General features: G+C 31.3%; 13 protein-coding genes. 8 read left to right on the top strand and 5 right to left on the bottom strand.

Annotated features, from left to right (window positions below; genetic code table 11):
* Window positions 1-63 precede the first annotated feature (63 nt).
* Window positions 64-852 (top strand): hypothetical protein, encoded by a 789-nt coding sequence (locus CN514_RS06660; RefSeq protein WP_098231927.1) that lies wholly within the window; start codon window positions 64-66, stop codon window positions 850-852.
* A 277-nt stretch (window positions 853-1129) separates the two neighbouring features.
* Window positions 1130-1906 carry a CPBP family intramembrane glutamic endopeptidase gene (locus CN514_RS26790; protein WP_098231925.1) on the top strand — a complete coding sequence of 259 codons (777 nt, stop codon included), beginning with the start codon at window positions 1130-1132 and terminating at the stop codon, window positions 1904-1906.
* Window positions 1907-2422: 516 nt separating this feature from the next.
* Here CN514_RS26790 and CN514_RS06645 read toward each other — a convergent pair.
* A complete protein-coding gene (locus tag CN514_RS06645; protein WP_098231924.1) occupies window positions 2423-2725 on the bottom strand; it encodes a hypothetical protein in 303 nt (100 codons plus the stop codon).
* Between the two features lie 479 nt (window positions 2726-3204).
* On the opposite strand from CN514_RS06645, the gene CN514_RS06640 reads away from it, so the two are divergent.
* A complete protein-coding gene (locus tag CN514_RS06640) occupies window positions 3205-4101 on the top strand; it encodes a hypothetical protein (protein ID WP_098231923.1) in 897 nt (298 codons plus the stop codon).
* A 16-nt stretch (window positions 4102-4117) separates the two neighbouring features.
* Window positions 4118-4498 (top strand): PBECR3 domain-containing polyvalent protein, encoded by a 381-nt coding sequence (locus tag CN514_RS06635; protein ID WP_098231922.1) that lies wholly within the window; start codon window positions 4118-4120, stop codon window positions 4496-4498.
* Window positions 4499-4852: 354 nt separating this feature from the next.
* Here CN514_RS06635 and CN514_RS06630 read toward each other — a convergent pair whose 3' ends face one another.
* Window positions 4853-5953 carry a helix-turn-helix domain-containing protein gene (locus tag CN514_RS06630; protein ID WP_098231921.1) on the bottom strand — a complete coding sequence of 367 codons (1101 nt, stop codon included), beginning with the start codon at window positions 5951-5953 and terminating at the stop codon, window positions 4853-4855.
* A 230-nt stretch (window positions 5954-6183) separates the two neighbouring features.
* Here CN514_RS06630 and CN514_RS06625 point away from each other — a divergent pair, with 230 nt between their 5' ends.
* Together CN514_RS06625 and CN514_RS06620 are read left to right on the top strand one after the other, a co-directional pair.
* Window positions 6184-6837 carry a hypothetical protein gene (locus CN514_RS06625; protein WP_098231920.1) on the top strand — a complete coding sequence of 218 codons (654 nt, stop codon included), beginning with the start codon at window positions 6184-6186 and terminating at the stop codon, window positions 6835-6837.
* A 198-nt stretch (window positions 6838-7035) separates the two neighbouring features.
* Window positions 7036-7533 carry a hypothetical protein gene (locus tag CN514_RS06620; RefSeq protein ID WP_098231919.1) on the top strand — a complete coding sequence of 166 codons (498 nt, stop codon included), beginning with the start codon at window positions 7036-7038 and terminating at the stop codon, window positions 7531-7533.
* A 35-nt stretch (window positions 7534-7568) separates the two neighbouring features.
* On the opposite strand, the gene CN514_RS06615 is transcribed toward CN514_RS06620, so the two are convergent.
* Window positions 7569-8018, bottom strand: a complete 450-nt coding sequence (locus CN514_RS06615) for a hypothetical protein (RefSeq protein WP_098231918.1) — start codon at window positions 8016-8018, stop codon at window positions 7569-7571.
* 549 nt (window positions 8019-8567) lie between these two features.
* Here CN514_RS06615 and CN514_RS06610 point away from each other — a divergent pair.
* Window positions 8568-9047 carry a hypothetical protein gene (locus CN514_RS06610; protein ID WP_098231917.1) on the top strand — a complete coding sequence of 160 codons (480 nt, stop codon included), beginning with the start codon at window positions 8568-8570 and terminating at the stop codon, window positions 9045-9047.
* A 103-nt stretch (window positions 9048-9150) separates the two neighbouring features.
* Here the strand turns inward: CN514_RS06610 and CN514_RS06605 are convergent, their stop codons facing one another.
* Window positions 9151-9558, bottom strand: a complete 408-nt coding sequence (locus CN514_RS06605; protein ID WP_098231916.1) for a hypothetical protein — start codon at window positions 9556-9558, stop codon at window positions 9151-9153.
* Between the two features lie 524 nt (window positions 9559-10082).
* A complete protein-coding gene (locus CN514_RS06600) occupies window positions 10083-10367 on the bottom strand; it encodes a hypothetical protein (protein WP_098231915.1) in 285 nt (94 codons plus the stop codon).
* A 2102-nt stretch (window positions 10368-12469) separates the two neighbouring features.
* Here CN514_RS06600 and CN514_RS06590 point away from each other — a divergent pair.
* Window positions 12470-12973 (top strand): DUF3967 domain-containing protein, encoded by a 504-nt coding sequence (locus CN514_RS06590; protein ID WP_098231913.1) that lies wholly within the window; start codon window positions 12470-12472, stop codon window positions 12971-12973.
* The last annotated feature ends 208 nt before the right edge of the window (window positions 12974-13181 follow it).

Below are 13181 nucleotides of genomic sequence, written 5' to 3'. Positions count from 1 at the left end.
TTGTTCTTTATAAAGAACAAATATAAAGTATTAATTAAAAAAGGAAATGAGGATAAATAAAAAATGAAAAAGAAATATTTAATCGCTGCAACATCATTTGCTTTATTAGGATCAGGAGTTTCATCTCTTAACACAGCACAAGCTGCAGAAGTAGAATCAACAACGACTGAAACAGGAGCTACACCATATATAATTGGACCTGTGGAATTACCACCAGGAGTTACTGAAACAGTTCTTCCAGAACCAGAAGTTACTGATGATGGATATGTAATAAATTCAGTTTTTGAACATACAACAACGACTATTGATGGTGTAGAAGTAACTACTGCATCTCTTGATCCTCGAGATGATATGTTTACAAATACTGCGGTTATACAAGAAACTCAAAACCAAACTATGGGGATGTTAAATTACATCCAATCTGGAGCTGACACAGCTACAAGTACAGGAGAATATCAAGCTACTTATATCCCAGTAGAGTCAGGAGAAACTATACTATCAATTAAAAGTGGTGGATTTAATGGAGAAACATACAACACAATGAAAGCATCGTTAAAAGCAGTTGGTGCAGCACTAGTTGCTGTAGCAGGTTATAAATATGGCGGCACTGGTGGTAAAGCAGAGATAGCCAATGCTGCAAATTCTAGTTTGGCTGCTGATTGGATTGACGACCATTTCCCAGCACAATCGTGGGATAAAATGTATTTGGTTCGTTCTTGGAGTAGTTACTATGATCGATATATTTATCGCTGGTACATTACTAGTTACTCTGACTCTGGTAGAACAAAACCGGTTAAAATTCATTTAAGTCGAGCTTTATTTAGTAGTTGGGATAACACTTTATATTGGTAATAGATAAATGCGAGCCTTTATATTAATTTTTATATTGTTCTTTCTAGTGCAAAACACTACTAAAATGGTTGATTTTATTAATATTACGGTTGCCAATCGTAATATTTCACTTGTAATAATAGTGATTTTTAATGCTTTAGTAGTTGGAATTGTATCTAAATTAACTAAAAAAGAACCAGAAATTAAAAATATGTAAATAAAAAACTGCTTAATGCAGTTTTTTTTATTACCCATTAATACACCATGATATAATTATTACTAATAATAAGATATAGGGATGAGTAGAATGAACAATATCAGCATGAAACAAACTATTAAATACATTTTAATAACTTACTTTTTTTTTAGATTTGGAAACTACATATTTCTGTCCCTTTTGGAAACAATGAAAATACAGGTAAATTATGTTTATTACTTTGTTTCTGAAATGTTATTTTTAGTGATACCTACTTTATATTTTTTAAGAAAAATGAAGATTACTTTGAAACATGATCTTAAATTTAAAAAAATTCCTATTAAAAATTATTTTCATTTAATGATTCTAACTATTTTATTTCAACCTATCACCCATGGTTTAATCACACTTCTATCGGAACTTTTAAATGATCATTCATTTCAAAATTATAAATACTCATACAATTCCTTTATTTATTTCATGACTACCAGTGCTATAATTACGCCATTAATTGAAGAAATTTGGTTTCGAGGGTTATTATTTCAAAAAACAAAACACCTTGGAAGTTATAAATCTATTTTTTTTAATGGAATAGTTTTTGGTTTTATACATCTGAATATAATCGAATTTTCTTATACATTATTATTTGGAATGCTTTGTTGCTACGTATTTTATATTAATAAATCATTAATAGCCCCTATTTTTTTACATGTTATAAATAATATTTTACAAAATATACCAGAAAATAATTATACAGACATTTATTATAAATTTATCAGTAATCCTATAAATATAATTCCATTCATAATTTTATCGTTTCTATTTATTTATTATTTTTCTAAACGAGTTAAAGAAAAGTGCTTATTCCAGCAGCTTTAGTTGATTTAGGACACACGATACTGAATTCAGTTGTTTACTCTTCCAAAAAACAATCTTCTGCAAAATCTTACACGAATACCCTATACGAGACTAGTTTACATAATGGAACTTATAGGTAACAAAAAAAGGATCTTCAAAAGAATGATCCTACATTTTAACAAGAACAAAAATTGGAAAAAAATGAATATGATCTCACTTTAGACTTTTTTTCATAAAAAATAGGCGCCTATAAAGCGCCTATTTGCTGTTTTTAAAGAGCCTATAAAAGGACTATTTGGTGAAAAAAGGAGCCTATAAAGATCCTATTTAGCAATTTTTTAAGTACCCATAAAAACACTAGGCTTTGCCTAGTCCCACAACCTTGTTGGGGGCAGTTTTTCCTTATGCTCTTGTGCTAGCTAACTTTTTCTAAAAATATAAAAGTTGTTCCATCACCTTGTACTCTAGTTTACATAAATACACTTTTATCGGTAATGAAAAAGGATCATTTAAACAGATCATATCGGATAATTTTTATTAGACTTCGGTTATAGTTAATGATTCAGGAAGATTATTATCCTGATGTTTATTTTTGATATTCCCTAAAGGCATATGTATTTCTGTTACATACGGAACTATCATTTCGGGAATAAAACGGGATTGTAATTCCAACATATCTCGATCAGTTGACCCTCGTTCACCTTCAATATCCAAATATAAATGCCTTTCCTTATTCGGTTCTCTTAGTTGACGTGCTTTAATCAGTTCAAATAATTGATTAGCTGCTGTGTTAAAATCCTCATTTACTTTAATAGTATGATAAATTGAAACATTTTTCATAAAATCACCTGAATTAAAGTATTTCCTAAATTGAAATAAAAAAAGGCTTTTATAACCTTAAGAACGTTAAAAAAAGTCTACAAAAGGAAGATAACAGCCTAATGAAATGAAGAAAGGAGTAACTGTCATTAAAAATTAATTGTTTCTATACGATCGGAAAAACGGCTCATCTACAACTAATTCAGAAAAAGAGGTGGTTTATTTAAACCGTCTCTTTTTCATCTTGAAATTTTTAATAAAACTGTCTATAAACGAAAATATTTTCGTTTACACTATTTCGTATTTTGTCACTGTATCTATTTATAAGTTTTTATTATAATTTTATTTAATGGTTATAGTTTATACGAAAATTTTTAATGGTTTTTCTGCGTTTTTGCGCAATGTTTTATTAAAATATTGTGTAAAAACGCATTTGATTAAGCTTTTGATTGCGTGGTATATTGTTTTTACAGAAATTAATGAAGGAGCGAGAAGACGTTATGTCTAAAAAACGATTCGGATTGGCATCAATTCCCGCGGAAGATGAAAAAGATTTAATGTTTAAGGAATACCATCAATTTTGGAGAAAGGTAAATAGTGATGGAAACGTACCATTTGTACCAATATATACTGCTTTTAGAGAAAAACATTTAAAAACACTAGAGCCAGGACCTTTACGATTATATTTATTTTTTGCATTCGCAGCTAATAATCAATATGGACATAGTTGGCACAGCATAGAAAGGATAGCAGAATTTTTCGGAACTCAAACACGTACAATTGACAATTGGATTAAGATTTTGACGGAAGAGAATTTGATTTTTCGTGAAAGAAAAGGAAAAAAATCTCACACTACTTATCTCATACCTTATTCCAATACGATTATAAGGCATAATTTATTAAAAAAGATAACAGTGGACAAGCAAGAAGTTTTAGATTTACTTATTAAGAAGATTAAAAATCGCAACTCACTGTATGGAGAAATTATAGATGTTTATCACTTTTTTCAGTGGAGTACAACAAAAAAGAATAAGCCATCTATAAAAAGTAATGTTCAGTGGTTGTTTGTTGTTACTAAACGAATAGATAATGTGTTGACGGGTCATTTTACTGTGCTTAAAAACTCTCTACATATGGGGGTTAGTGAAGTGGATGTGGAAGATCTAGCAGTATTTCAGAGTCCGTTTAAATACAATGGTCAAAGCGTACAGGGCGTTACACTTACGCATTTAATAAAGTTAATCGATTCAAATATAGGTGCAGTTCTTTCATTGATGAATTCGATGACAGCAGAATCATGGGATTGGAAGGATTATCCTTCGGCTGATTATGGTGAAATCAAAGAATTTTTCGAAGAAGAAGAGGAACCAGAAACAGAAATAGAAACAGAAACATAAGAGGAGAACGCTTACGATGAAACCAGAAAAAGTTGGTGTAATTAATGATGTAGTAATAAATATCTTAAGTTTATCTCTTGATACCGATGCACCAATCTTGTTAGGAGAAACTAATATAGAACACATGAAAAATGAACATCCAGAAGATTTTGATAAGTATGGACATAGAATTTCTGAAATTCTTGAATCTCCTGATTATGTTGCAAAACACCCACGTAAAGATTCGATTGAATATATAAAGGTATTTTATGATGAAGAAAAGGAAGACTACGTATTAGTTGCTGTACGTGCTACAGGGAGAGGGATACATTTTGCTAAAACGCTTTTTGTTATGGCAGATGAAAAAGTCGTGAAATACAATAAAAAAGGGGCTTTAAAGCCATACAAAAAGCCATAGCTTGAGCTATGGCCGGCGTAAGAATTTTAGGCGGGGTGGCACTCCCGCATCTCCAAACAAGGGTGATGGCTGCCTGTTCCATCTTCAGAAAATCCTTACAGTATTAGTATATGTTATTGTTTTAAGAATTATTTTTATTAAAATGTACTAATTGTTATTATTTACTACAATCTTATCTTAATGCTCAGTACAGGTATTGTCAATACCTCAATAAAAGTAAGTCCAAGCAAAGAGATGATACGTTAACAATAATGTACCTAATAGGCAACAAAAAGGTTCTGCGATTGAAGAGTCTTTTTTTCTGTTTATATTTAGGCAAAACGCTTAATCAATGTTAGAAAAAGATACACTCTTTTACTTATTAATCCTTGTTAACAAGGTTAAAGTCGAATTGTATTTTGGATTAAAAATGGAACTTTCGTACAACATTTCATTTTCATCTGCCTCGTCAATCCATGTATTGGCGTTTACTATCCCCTCTTTTAATTCTTCTTCTTGGCCTGGGTTACTAAGGAGTTCAAAAGCTTTACTATCCTTATTTAAAGGAGAAGCTACTTCTTTTATTAGCATATTACCAGAGAATATTTTTGTTATTTTAAATTCACTTGAATTTACTACTGCAAATCGATCTTTATTATATTCTATTAGACGATTACAAAAAGAAGTAAGTGAAACTTTATATTTCTCATCAGCTAGTATTTTTAAATCCTTTAAACTAATATTTTTAGATTCCAAATTTGATAAATCTTTTTCCAAAATTTCAGATGGTGTTATTAAATTCGTGGCAAATAAACTTGCTTCCATTTCATCAGTAATTTCAGTTAGGAGTGTTGATTTACCAGATTTTCTATAATAATATACATCATTTGTATGCCATGGTATTAACAGGTGTCCAATTAAAGTTGCTAGTGCAAATTTGACTCTAGCTTCATGTGTGACTTTTTGATCAAGGATAATAGTATTATTCTTTTTTAATAAGATTGCTTCTGCTTCCCCTTTTAAATCACCATTTATAATTTTTAAACTAATTTTATCCGAAAGGATATATACATCAATAGGAAATTCCTTTTTTAATAGTTGATCAAAAACGTATTTAGCATAATTTTTTGGATCTATCGAAAAGTAATTTATAACATTTTCATAACCAGCGTATGAAAATGCATCATTCATTAACTTCTCCCTTTTTTGCGAATTTAAATTTTGAAAAATTTTAATAAGCACCTCACTTTTAGGCTCTAAAACTGAATTACTTTCACCTTTTACCCCAGAAACTAAATAATCAATGGTTACATTTAAAGCGTTTGATAGCTTAACTAATGCATCATAAGAAGGGTTTCTAATTCCAGATTCGTACTGACTAATAGCAGGAGGCTGTAGTCCGGATTTCTTTGCTAGTTCCGTTTGATTTAAACCTAACTCTTTTCTTTTGGATATAATTCTTTCTTTTATAGACATTTTAATTCCTTCTCTCTGACAGTTTGTTATTATTAAAATAACATATGTTATTTTTTGTTGACAAGAATAATAACTGTTGTTATAGTTAAAATAACAAATGTTATGGGTTGTTATAAATAAAAAAGTGCGGCCCTATCCGCACTTGCAAAAAACTGGTTTTGTTTTTTTACTGTAATATAATACCATAAACAAGCCAGCAAATCACAATAAACTAAAGTGAGGTGCTTTAAATGAATATTAGACTTCAAGATGTAAGTGTTATTATTAATGGAACTTCTCGTTACAATGGCAATCAATATGATACTGTTCATGTCGAGACTTTACTCGTTATGGACGAACCTATTCCATCAGAAGAAACTTGGTATGTACCTAATGGCAATTCAGTACCACCAGAAGTTTTAAATTTCTTTAAAATCTCAGGTATAGATATGAATCCTAAAAAGGCTTCTACAATACTTGCGGGTACCGAGGATATCCAAACTGAATCAGAGGAAGGGAACTTACAGGGTGTAATTGAAGATTCGGCTCGATTCATGTTAAGAGCAATCTTGAAAAAAGCACCATTAACTCCGATTTCGGGATCTCCTAATACTTATTTGCTATCTTATGATTATAAAATTTACCCGATTAACAACTCTTCAGACTATGAATTCACAATACGAGTACCATTTGATGGACTAAAGATAGCTGAAAATGGCGGAAGAGTTCAACTGTCAATTATTACACCAATTGGTGCTCAGATTGATGAATCATTGACAAAAGGTATTGATGAGAATGGTCAAGAAATAAGCGAATTAGTTGTACCAGTATCTAATGTGAATCGACAAATCGTATCTTTCGCTTATCAAATTGATCCAGATTTTACTGTTCGATATCGATACTAATTAATATATTTATAATATACCCATAACATTTAAACCCTTCAAAAGGAGGGTTTTTTTCTTTTTGTATACAAATATAAATTTAGTTAACATAAGTACGCTTATCGGCAATAAAAAAGTAAGTTGCTTTTTTTATTGCTATTTTTAGCACATAAATTGGATAATTTTGGGTTAGAATAAATAAAAAATGGAGGTACTTTTATGAAATTAATTAAGTGTATCGTATTAATATTTATAACCCTTTTTAGCTTAAATTATCATGTGAATGCAGCAAATATACAAACATCCACGGATAATCAATTTTATAATATTATGAAATATGAAAAATTCGAAAATGCAATAGATAAGTTTGAAGAGAAAAATAAAATTAAAGTTGGAACGCCGACTCAGTTTCCATTTATAATCACACATAAATTTGGAAAAATTCATTCTAATGGTTATTTAGATCTTTATTATTATAATCAAAATACTAAACAAATGTTGAAAACGATAATAATAAATAATAATGAAGAAATAGACCAAATCCCAACAGATCTTGTAACGTACGTAGATAATTTAAAAGTTTTTATAAGACAATCAGAGGTAGGTTCAAAAATCCAATTTCATAAAAAAAATTTAACTTATGTAATATTCGTTTCTAAACGAACAAGTAACTTTAGTAAGGATGACGCAATTAATATTGTAAAATCCATAAAGTAAAAAACACACTAATAAGTGTGTTTTTTACTTTATTTTTATTGTCGAGTAAAAGATATTTTTCCTTCACCCTCACATTTATATGAAGGATTATTCCCAAAACATATTGCTTGGAGTCTGTAATACCCACCTTGTTTATTTGTCCAACTGATATAATCTGTTCCGTTAAACGGTCCAGGATTAACAGTTGTATTAGCAACTGCTTTACCTGCTGAATCAATTACATAAAATCTCATATTAAAAAGACTATCAGTAAAAGTATCTCCGTTAATATCAACCCTTGCGCCATATGGGATATAAACTTGAGGTGAAATTCCAGATTTATCGCCATAACCTGTTTGAATAGCTACACAAACAGTCCAAGTATCTGAACAATTGTAACCGTACACAAGTTGAGGTGAAACTTCTCCTGCAGCAAATGAATTACCAACTTTAGATGTTAATGCAGTAATGACCACCAAAAGACTAAAAACTATTTTTTTCATCATTTTTCTTTCCTCCCATATAAATGAACTTGTTAAAGAATTAATTCTTTTGTCAAATAAAGAACTCCTGTTAATTAAAAAAGATTAGAATAAATAAATATCGACAAGTTTTTGAATATCCTATACAAATCTAGTTTACATAAAAAACCTTATCGGCACATAAAAAATGATCTTCAATTTATGAAGATCATTTTCCGCATTATAGTCTATGTACTGTGTTAATTCGGTAAAATAAACATTGCCTAGTTGCTTCATACAGCATAGGAGGCAGAGTTAAAGTTGTATGCAAACTCCGTTTTCCCCAACTAAATAGGCGTTCAAGCGAATTCATTTCGAATACACTCGTTATGTCTATATTTATTTAACTTCAAACCGATTTTTAATGTTCATGTTTATTTAACATTTACTGTTTATGAGATTAACTAAATTGAACTAAAACAAACAATACAAGAAACTAAAAGGATTTCGATTATACTTCTAGTTCACATTATGATTATAGGAAACTTGAATAAAAAGTACTTGTCTACATATGTTATTAATGGAGGTGTAGGAATGAAAAAAATATTTCTAGTTTCAATCATAACAATTTTTATCAGTATATCTGCCTTTTGGGGTGTAACGAATGCAAACAATAATGAAGTAATGGATGTTTCATCAATTAAATTTTCATCGTTAGACAAAGTAAATAATCGATTTTATGAAATTTTTATACTGGATCTTTATAATAAAGAAATAATGAACCATATCGAAAATTATTATAAAAACAAAAATATAAAAGTCCAAGGTTATGCGGCTCCAGAAAATGAAAAGTATGTTTCCATACGAGCAACAAGAAATTTAAAAGGTTTAGAAGAAAAATTTAGTTATGTATTAAAAATTACAATACGTCCAGAGGATCAAGATGGAACCATCCGTGGTTTAGACACATTATATTTAGCTGTTGAACCATCAAGGATAAACATGACTAATCTTCCTAAAGGTCTTACAAAAACGAAGTTATTAAAATATGAGCATAAAGAAGTAATAAAATAATAGTATTAATTAGTTTTTATAGCTCATTTAAATTTGGGGTAAATAAAAAAAGGGGTGAAAAACACTAAGTGTCTTCACCCCTTTTTTTTCATAAAAGCGTTTTTTATTGATATACATCTGCTCGTATTGAACTGTCACTATATCTAGGTGTTCCAACTCTGAAATAAAACTCTGCATATCCATTATCACCATCTGCTGTTGCACCATAGATATTAATACAAGTATTACCTGTCAGGCTTTTATTAGCTAATAGTGTTAGACCTGAAGCACCATCATCTTCATAGGCTTGTAGTGTATAGGTGTTACTGCCGTTATCCACTCCACTTATACATACTTGAATAGTTCCTGTCCCAAGGTAATATGTCTGAGAGATGTTCCATATACCAAATGACAAGCTCAAAAAATCATATCCTTGCCAAGTCATTCCTGCTGCTGCTGCCTGCTGAGGTATAGATACAGCTAACGTAGCTACTGTAAGTAGGCTAAAAATAGCATTTTTTATTTTTCTCATTTTGATTATCTCCTTTTTCGAACTCTTTTAGAATCCCTAATAAATAAATTAGCTTATTAAATGGAAAATCCTGTTAATTAAAAAGAGATTAGAACAAATAAATATCGACAAATTCTATGAATATATCATTCATTTTTTGTTTACATAATAATTCTTAACGGAAGTTGCAAAAAGGCCCACCCCTTGTGTACCAAGGGGTGGGCAATTCTGTTTTTTCGACCGATATACAAGTTTTTATACATCGTTGATCTAACAGGGTTTTGGGGTGCTCATCCATCAAAACCTATTCGCCTTTTTTTGTATAAAATCCTGCATATTGGATTGTTGTTAAGTGTATAAAAACTTATAAATTTGTTCACAATGATAGAAAAAGAGAAGAAGTTGGAGGAGAAATAAATGAAATGTACACATTGTGATAGTGTGGTTAGAGTCTCTACGGAGAAGTATTTAAAGCAGGAAAAGCTATGTTCAAAGTGTTATAGATTATGGAAGAGGATTGGAAAAAAGATGGGAACGTTTACTTATTAATAGTAAACCTTCCCATCTTTTAATATTGGGATAATACGGTACTCATCTTCAGTATTGTGTTGTTTTTGATACCAGTCGATGATGTCTGTGTGATTTACACACATACGAATTAAGTCTTCAGCTAGTGCAGTTTTGCTCATATTACAGCTAATAGCAAGCTTTTTTAGTTTTCGATGAGTGTCTTGGGTGGTCGTAATGTTAACACGAATCTTTTTATCAGATCGAGTAGCACGTTCATGAACTTTTTTTGTACCGATTGCCCCTTTGATTTCGTTATCCATTTCCTCTTCCCCTTTCATTTTTTATTCAAAATTTTATCAACTAAGTCCTGAACTTTTAAACGATGTAAATTTGTTCAAACGTTCAAGATGAACACTGTTTAAAATTAAAATATGCAGTAATACCAGTCATTAGACCTCCCCCAAGTAGATTTTTTAATGTCGCTAACCTCTCTTTTGGGTTTAAGCTCCCCTGCTTTAAAAAAGCATGCTTGAGAGACGCAGTATTACGCAACGAGTTTTTAGTTTTCTTAGACTAAATTGCAAGATTCATAGAAATATCTATTAAAAATGGAGAAAAATGCTAGTTTTACTTGTTGAATAGTGTTAAAATTTGAGTAATTAAATAGTACGGAAACGAAAAAAGCCACTCATGCTAAAGTTGGAAGCTTTAACATAAGTGACTCTTATCGCTAGTCTAGTGTTGGAAGCACAAGACTAAATTGTTTAATCTATGCTCGAACCATAGAATAAACATTAACTAGTTATACCTAGAGTATAGCGAGTTAATGACGTAATTGCAATAGTTAAATATTGTTATTACTAGTTTAAGAGTTTGAGATTTTTAGAGCACACTTTTTAGCCTTGTTGAACGGTAGGACAAGCTAAGAAGTGTGCTTTTTTCGTTAGACTATTTGGTTTGTGAGAGCCAAGTCACACGAAAAGTAGAAAGGTGAAATGTAGCCGATGCAAAAAGTACATTCGGATAACGGCTGCTGTTGCATGCAGCTGTCTGACGTAAGCGAGGTAAAGGACACAAGCCTTGCAAAAGAAAAGCCTAAGGGGTAAAACCTATGGTAAAAAGTGTTTAAAACCAATGGAGGATCAAACAAGACATAATGGTACTGTCGTAGTTAATCAGACTGTTGTGAAATAGACTGAGAGTTACTAGTAAGAGGCTGTTATGACACTGTATCACGCCTTACCTACAATGCTGTTACAGGTTGATGGGATAAGGGGGTTACATGGCGAATGACCTGAAAAGGAACGGTGTAGGGCGTGGATACGCACCGTAGGACATGTTGTCCATAAGTCATGTTGGTTAAGGAGCGTCCTTGACCGTCTATGCGACGTCTATACATACGGATACCATAACTCAGTAGTGCTGAGAAATTGATTTGTATGGAAAGGCAGATTTTAACCTCGTTTTTTTGCAAGGGGTTAGTCTGCCTTCCAGCCGTTGTCCATTCCTCGATGGCTGAGTTTACAAGACCTTACAGTTCGAAGTCAAGAACAATCAAACAAAAAGATGAAAAGAATAAATGGATAGTAGATGTAGATGAGGGATTAGAGGAACATAAGTTTTATTTTGGATGTGTGGGTAACGTGGTTTTCGTTATCCATGCAGAGAAAATATAACTTCCAGGACGTAACGAAGTGGAGGGCTTAGGATCTTAGGTAGAAGAGAAAATATGGATTATTTAGTTGTAAAAACTGTTGTATATAACCTTGTATTTGGTGTTGTATTTGATATTGCAAGCATCCCCAACATTAAATACAACTTACTTTTTAGTATAAATATAGAGCCAGTCCTGCTAAATGGTCACGGCATGATGGAGCGATATTCCGTGACCATTCAGCAGGACCATAGATAAATAATCCACTTACCCGATCTAAATCTATTTTGTGGTAGATGGTGGTGAGGAGTAAGTAAAGTAAGTGAGAGTAGAAAGAAGGTAAGTAAGTAGGTAGTTAGAGAGAGTAAAGAATAAGAGATTAAAAGGGAAAAGAAATATAATAGAAGAAAGGTTGGGGAGCTGAATAAAAGAGTTTAGTCTAGTGTTTTATCATTGGCTGGAATCATAAATAAGAGCATAACTGAAAAATTAAGTAATTTATTTTTTATTTACGGTATGTATTGGCTTAGAAACATTGTCATAATGGGGAAAGACCCTCCTCCTTTACCTTCGTAAACAGTACAAGACCTCGCTCATACTTCGTAAGACATGCCCGAGGTCTTGTACTACTGGGTGCAGTCGGAGGATCTAATAAAATGACATATCTAATAATAATGGGTTTATAAATCTATAAAAGGAGTAATAAGGGGATTTACAGAATTATAAATGTATCGATTATAAAATTATAAATTGAAAGAAGGTGAAACTATGAATCATTACAATAAAAAAGAAGCAGCCAAAAAATTAAAAATTACTGAAGCTACAATAACAAAGTATGCTTTATTGTTTGTTAAACACGATTACAACTTTATAACGGATGGAGAAAATGGTTCTAGACTCTTTACTGACAAGGATTTAGAACGATTTGAACAAGTGATAGCACTTAAAGGAGTTATGAAGGTCGAGGAAGCCGTAAAACAAGTTATAAAAGGAAATTCAGTAAGCCTTTATAATCCTGTAACACCATCTATAATGAATGATAAACTTGATACAATTTTAGAAGAATTAAGAATTACAAATGAGCGTATGGAACAACTAGAGAAGGAAAATAAAGTGATCAAGGAAGAATTAGTGGAGCAGAGAAAAGCTACAACAAATCGTGATCAGGTACTTATGGAAACCATGAGGGCGATCCAAGAGCAAAAACAATTAATGTTAGAAGTTGCAGCCACTCAAAAAATCACTAAAAAATGGTGGGGATTTTGGAAGTAATGGCCTTTATAAATTTATAAACCCTTGATACTATTGTGTTTCAATACATTGAAACCTGAATCTCAGACGTCATTTTTTCGCAATTATATATTCCGTTTACTGATTTTATAGATTTATAAAATCATAAGCCCTCCACTACGTTCTGGTCTGGAAGTTTTATCTTCTCTGCATGGATAACAAAAATCACGTTACCCACACATCCAAAATA

It is taken from the genome of Bacillus sp. AFS001701, assembly GCF_002559405.1.
GTDB lineage: Bacteria > Bacillota > Bacilli > Bacillales > Bacillaceae_G > Gottfriedia.
This window is presented reverse-complemented; position numbering and strand designations above follow the sequence as displayed.

What these genes read in the sequence shown, in the direction of transcription:
- CN514_RS06620 (WP_098231919.1), top strand. Translation starts at nt 7,036, where the DNA reads ATGAAATTAATTAAGTGTATCGTATTAATATTTATAACCCTTTTTAGC.
- CN514_RS06635 (WP_098231922.1), top strand. Translation starts at nt 4,118, where the DNA reads ATGAAACCAGAAAAAGTTGGTGTAATTAATGATGTAGTAATAAATATC.
- CN514_RS06610 (WP_098231917.1), top strand. Translation starts at nt 8,568, where the DNA reads ATGAAAAAAATATTTCTAGTTTCAATCATAACAATTTTTATCAGTATA.
- CN514_RS06640 (WP_098231923.1), top strand. Translation starts at nt 3,205, where the DNA reads ATGTCTAAAAAACGATTCGGATTGGCATCAATTCCCGCGGAAGATGAA.
- CN514_RS26790 (WP_098231925.1), top strand. Translation starts at nt 1,130, where the DNA reads ATGAGTAGAATGAACAATATCAGCATGAAACAAACTATTAAATACATT.
- CN514_RS06660 (WP_098231927.1), top strand. Translation starts at nt 64, where the DNA reads ATGAAAAAGAAATATTTAATCGCTGCAACATCATTTGCTTTATTAGGA.
- CN514_RS06590 (WP_098231913.1), top strand. Translation starts at nt 12,470, where the DNA reads ATGAATCATTACAATAAAAAAGAAGCAGCCAAAAAATTAAAAATTACT.
- CN514_RS06615 (WP_098231918.1), bottom strand. Translation starts at nt 8,018, where the DNA reads ATGATGAAAAAAATAGTTTTTAGTCTTTTGGTGGTCATTACTGCATTA.
- CN514_RS06625 (WP_098231920.1), top strand. Translation starts at nt 6,184, where the DNA reads ATGAATATTAGACTTCAAGATGTAAGTGTTATTATTAATGGAACTTCT.
- CN514_RS06645 (WP_098231924.1), bottom strand. Translation starts at nt 2,725, where the DNA reads ATGAAAAATGTTTCAATTTATCATACTATTAAAGTAAATGAGGATTTT.
- CN514_RS06605 (WP_098231916.1), bottom strand. Translation starts at nt 9,558, where the DNA reads ATGAGAAAAATAAAAAATGCTATTTTTAGCCTACTTACAGTAGCTACG.
- CN514_RS06600 (WP_098231915.1), bottom strand. Translation starts at nt 10,367, where the DNA reads ATGGATAACGAAATCAAAGGGGCAATCGGTACAAAAAAAGTTCATGAA.
- CN514_RS06630 (WP_098231921.1), bottom strand. Translation starts at nt 5,953, where the DNA reads ATGTCTATAAAAGAAAGAATTATATCCAAAAGAAAAGAGTTAGGTTTA.